The organism is Aporhodopirellula sallentina SM41 (assembly GCF_000346505.1).
Classification (GTDB): Bacteria; Planctomycetota; Planctomycetia; order Pirellulales; family Pirellulaceae; genus Rhodopirellula; species Rhodopirellula sallentina.
The window spans coordinates 1-4803 of sequence record NZ_ANOH01000066.1; the positions used below are offsets into that span (position 1 = coordinate 1).

General features: G+C 59.4%; 4 protein-coding genes. 3 read left to right on the forward strand and 1 reads right to left on the reverse strand.

What is annotated here, in order from left to right; translation table 11 throughout:
* The coding region (locus RSSM_RS03550; RefSeq protein ID WP_044300908.1) for an acetyl-coenzyme A synthetase N-terminal domain-containing protein at positions 1-526 on the reverse strand (526 nt) is incomplete at its 3' end.
* 134 nt (positions 527-660) lie between these two features.
* On the opposite strand from RSSM_RS03550, the gene RSSM_RS03555 reads away from it, so the two are divergent.
* The 3 genes from RSSM_RS03555 to RSSM_RS03565 are packed head-to-tail and all read left to right on the forward strand — an operon-like array spanning position 661 to position 4681.
* Complete coding sequence (locus RSSM_RS03555; protein WP_236620913.1) at positions 661-1620, forward strand: CerR family C-terminal domain-containing protein; 960 nt, start codon at positions 661-663, stop codon at positions 1618-1620.
* A 47-nt stretch (positions 1621-1667) separates the two neighbouring features.
* A complete protein-coding gene (locus RSSM_RS03560) occupies positions 1668-3881 on the forward strand; it encodes an efflux RND transporter periplasmic adaptor subunit (RefSeq protein WP_008674573.1) in 2214 nt (737 codons plus the stop codon).
* A complete protein-coding gene (locus RSSM_RS03565; protein ID WP_008674575.1) occupies positions 3878-4681 on the forward strand; it encodes an efflux RND transporter permease subunit in 804 nt (267 codons plus the stop codon). The genes RSSM_RS03560 and RSSM_RS03565 overlap by 4 nt, the downstream gene beginning before the upstream one ends.
* Positions 4682-4803 lie beyond the last annotated feature (122 nt).

Sequence of the window (4803 nt, forward strand, 5' to 3'; positions counted from 1 at the left end):
CCGAGTGGATCGCACCGATCCGGGCGCAAGCGAGCATCGCGATCGCCAACTCGGGGGTCATCGGCATGTAGATGCTGACCACGTCACCCTGCTCGACGCCGAGTTGCTCGAACGCTTCGGCGCATTTGGCGACTTCGGTTTGCAGTTCGCGGTAGGTCAGCGTGCGTTGGTCGCCGGGCTCGCCTTCCCAAATGATGGCGGTTTTATCGCCTCGACCGGCCTCGACATGGGCGTCGACGCAGTTGTAGCACGCGTTTGTTTTTCCGCCGACGAACCATTTCGCGTCCGGCGCCTCCCATTGGCAGACTTCCGTGAACGGTTCGAACCAATGGAGGTGCTCGTTTGCCTGTTCTCGCCAAAACTCGTCCGGGGTGTCGCGGGCGGCTGCGTACAGCTCATCGTACTGCTGGACACTCGAAATAACGGCGTTTTGCGTGAATTCGGCCGGAGGCGGGAAGAGACGATCTTCGGTCAAAACGTGGTCTATCGAGCCACCTTGCGAGGCATCGGCGGGAGTTGCGGACATCTGCAATCTTGGGGATGGGGAAGGGGGAGGGGAGTTCAAAGTCCACAGTTTAGCAGGTGTCGCCAAATCAATGGGCCAGGGAAAAACAACGACAATAGGATCCAGGACAGATTCAAAACAAATGTTTGAAACAGATGTTTAACTTTCCCCGTATTCCAGTCATGATGGGCGGGAACGCACAATTCCCGCCCGTTTCCCTCCTTCTCCAAATCTCGATGGCACCGCCCCAGGAAAAAAACACGCAAGATCCGGCGGACTCCGACGAATCAACGACTGCCAGCGAGTCAAACGCCAACAGCCCGGCTCCGGCGGACCCGTCGGCTCGCCTTATCGCCGCGGCAGGGCCGGTATTTGCCCGTCGTGGGTTCGATCGCGCACCGGTTCGTGAAATCGCCAAGATTGCGGGGGTCAACATCGCAGCAATTAATTACTATTTCGGCGACAAGATGGGACTCTACCGGGCCGTCTTGGCAGGGATACGCGATCGTCGCCAACGAGAGTACCCCGTGCCAATCGTGGGGTCCGCCCCGCCTGAGGAGACGCTCGGAAAACTCGTTCGCACCCTGCTCTCTCGGATGCTCGCCAGCGACAACACGGGATGGGAGGCCATGCTGATGATGCGTGAAATGCAACAACCCACCACCGCAATGAGCGAAGTCGTGCAAGAGTACTTTCGCCCGCTCCACGACGCGATGTGCCAAACGATCGCACAACTGATGGCTCCACTGCCGGTTGCCGATTCCGAACCAACACGGTCTTGGCAGGAGAACGCCCTCGTCGCCCAAACCGCCCTCGGTGTCGTCGGCCAGTGCCTGCATTACCTCATCGGCAAACCGGTGATCGAACAACTCGTCGCGTCAGAGATTCGCGAACAGCATTTCGACACCGAATCGCTGTGCCGCCACATCACCGCCTCCACGCTCGCAGCCTGCGGACGATCCGACATCGTGCAGATCCGACAGCAGATCGACAGCCAAACAAACAACACCCCCGATACATCCACCCGCCCCGGCGATGCGATCGAGGCAACCGCCTCACCAACCACGAACAACTTGACTGCAAACCGACACACCGCATCCGGTCCCAAGACCTAGCAACCATACAGATCGACGCGTTTCACGAAGAGAAAATAGAATCAGCTATGAGCATCGAATCGACCAAAGCCAAATCGCCGCCGCCCGGGAATCCGTACCCGGAAACAGGCAAGGCGTTGCCACCCGACCCGAATCATGCCAACCCATCAACGAACGGTGATTCGGTCAACGGTGATTCGGTCAACAGAGAAGCCGCCGATGCAGGCGCGGTCGGTTCGGCAACTGCGGTCGGCGCCCCCCATGACTCGCCGACTCACGCTAGCGGCGAGACTCCGGCGACCCCGGACCTGCCCGTCGAACCGCTCCGCAATCTTCCGAAATGGTTGCTCTTCAACATCGTCGTTCCGTTCTTGCTCCTCGGGGCGGCATCCGGAATCGTGTGGATGCTCGGCTCGGTCGAATCCATCTCACGTCCACCGCTCGACGACACCGCCGTCGGCCGGCTGTTCGCCTTACCCGCAGTTGACGTTTTACCGGTACGCTCGCTCAAGAGCACCGGCCAAAATCTGCACCTGAGCGCCGACGGAACCGTCGTGCCGTTTCGCGAGGTGATCCTCGCGACGGAGGTGGCGGGCCAAATCGTTGAAAAGTCGCCGCTGTGCGAAACCGGAAAGTACGTCACTAAAAACACGGTGCTGATGCGTATCGATCCGACCGACTACGAACTCGAAGTCAAACGGTTGCAGCGTCTTCGCCAGCAGGAATACGAAGCCCTCGGTGAAGTCGACCAGGAGATGGTCAACACCAAACGTTCGATCGCGTTGGCCAAGGCCGACATCGAACTGCAACGTCGCGAACTCAAACGCCAAGAAGCGTTGCCGAACCAATTCGCCAGCCAAGGGGAACTCGACCAAGCACGCCGTGCGTTGCTCGCCAGCGAACAACAACTCGTTCTCTATCAGAACCAACTCGATCTCGCCGAGAAAAGACGAGCCCGACTGGAGTCCGCCGAGCAATTGGCGGCGATGCAACTCGAGGCCGCTGAGAACAACCTCCGCCGAACCGTGATCAAAGCTCCGATCACCGGCGTCGTCGTCAGCGAACAAGCCGAACTGAACACGTTCGTGGCACGGGGCAGCCCCGTCGTCACGCTCGAAGACACATCCAAAGTCGAAGTCGCCGCCAAGCTGCGGATCGACCAGTTGTACTGGGTTCTCAACCAAAACAAACGCGGCGAACAACCGCCCGAGGACCTGGGCTTGGCACCGGCGACCGGCGATGACGCTGCGTCGAATAACTCGGCGGAAAACGTGTCGGCGGATACATCGGCAGGCGGGGATCGCGGCTATCGTTTGCCACCGACTCCGGTCACGGTCCGCTATGTCGTGTCCGGCCGCGACGGGTTGATCTATCAGTGGATGGGGAAACTCGTTGGATACGACGGGATCGGGTTGGACGAACAAACTCGAACCGTTCCGGTACGAATCGTTGTCGATGAACCGCAGGCGTTCGAAGCGATCCGGTTGGGCAAAGTGATCGAGAAGAAAACGGCCCCGGATACAGTCGCCGGTCCGACCGCGTTGGTGCGTGGGATGTTTGTGAAATTGAGACTCGAACTCAACCCGGCGGTGGACTTGGTCGTCCTGCCGAGCGAAGCGCTCAAACCGGGCAACCGCGTTTGGCAGTTTGTTTCCGACCCGAGCGTGCTGGATGTTTCGATCCTCGCGAATTCGGACAAAGAAAGCGACGGCGATGCGACAGACTCGAGCGACACGGATTCTCAAGTTGCCAACGCTGATGTCGAATCGAATGGGGACAGTGACAACACTTCTTCCGGTGATGAAACCGACAATGAGAATGACGGCGAGAGTGTTGCTCAGAGAGACCCGCTCGACCCGTTATCCGGTTTTGACCCCGCGGCCTGGGTGCCCGGCAAACTGATCATTCGCGAGGACATCCGACCGGTCGATCGTTTTGTGACCGAGAAAGACTTCATCGCTTCTCTGCCTGCCGACGGGAGATCGCCCAGCGAAAACGGCGACGGGCTCGATGATTCGATGACCGGTCAGTCGTGGATTTGCGAAGTCCCTGGCGGCGTTTTGAAAGACGGTTCTTACGTCGTCGTGTCACCGGTGGGCAATATGCAGACGGACGTTCATCCCGTCCGTGCTCCGGCGAGCATTGTTGTCGACAACCCGCCGGCGAACATCGCTGAACTGCCCGGCGAAGATGCCAAACGCGACGCCGGGCAGGAGAGCCTGACCGACGCCTCCGGCGCCGAGCATACTGTTTCACTCAATGCCGCCGGAGTGAATCGATGAGAAGAGCGATCTCATGGGCGATTCACAACGCGCCCGGAATGAACGTGGTGATGTTCGCGTTGGTGATGATTGGCGCCGGCGCCTTCATGACCATGCGACGGGAGGTCTTCCCCGAATTTGAATTGGAGGTCGTGATGATCTCCGTGCCGTACCCAGGTGCGACACCGCAGGATTCCGAGGAAGCGATCTGCCAAAAGATCGAAGAAGCGATTCGTTCGATCGATGGAATCAAAAAGGTCACGTCCATCGCGATGGAGGGAACCGGTTACGTTCTCGCCGAGTTGCGAACAGATGTGGACGACGTCCAAAAGGTGATGTCGGAAATCGACCGCGAGGTGGATCGGATTCCGAGCTTCCCCGAACTCGCTGAAGACGCCAGCGTCGAACAGATCACGTTTCGCGAAACGGCGATCCGCGTCGGAGTGATCGGTCCAGACGATCGGTCGCGGCGCGGCGAACTTGCCCTGCGTGAGGTGGCCGAGCGGGTCCGTTCAGAAATGCTGCTTCTGCCGAGCGTTTCGGTCGCCGAATTGATGGGAACACGAGACTATCAAATCGATGTCGAGATCCCGGAGGCGACGCTGCGATCGTACGGCTTAACACTCGATCGCGTGGCGGGAATCATCCGCGCCCACAATATTGAATTGCCCGGTGGGCAACTGAAATCACAGGGTCAGGAGATCCTGCTGCGTGCGAAGAACAAAGGACGCGTCGGTCATGAAATCGAACGCATCCCTTTGATCACTGAACCGGGCGGCGTCGTGCTGTCCGTAGGTGATCGTCGGGGTCGTCCGCGATGAGTTCGAAGACGTGACCGCGGTCGGCGAAATCAACGGCGAACCGGCGATGGTCGTCAACGTCCAGCGAACCAAGAGCGAGGATTTGCTCGCGTTGGTGGACGACGTCCGCGGCTACGCGGATC

Coding starts and splice junctions, on each gene's coding strand:
- RSSM_RS03565 (WP_008674575.1), top strand. CDS start 3,878: ATGAGAAGAGCGATCTCATGGGCGATTCACAACGCGCCCGGAATGAAC.
- RSSM_RS03555 (WP_236620913.1), top strand. CDS start 661: ATGTTTAACTTTCCCCGTATTCCAGTCATGATGGGCGGGAACGCACAA.
- RSSM_RS03560 (WP_008674573.1), top strand. CDS start 1,668: ATGAGCATCGAATCGACCAAAGCCAAATCGCCGCCGCCCGGGAATCCG.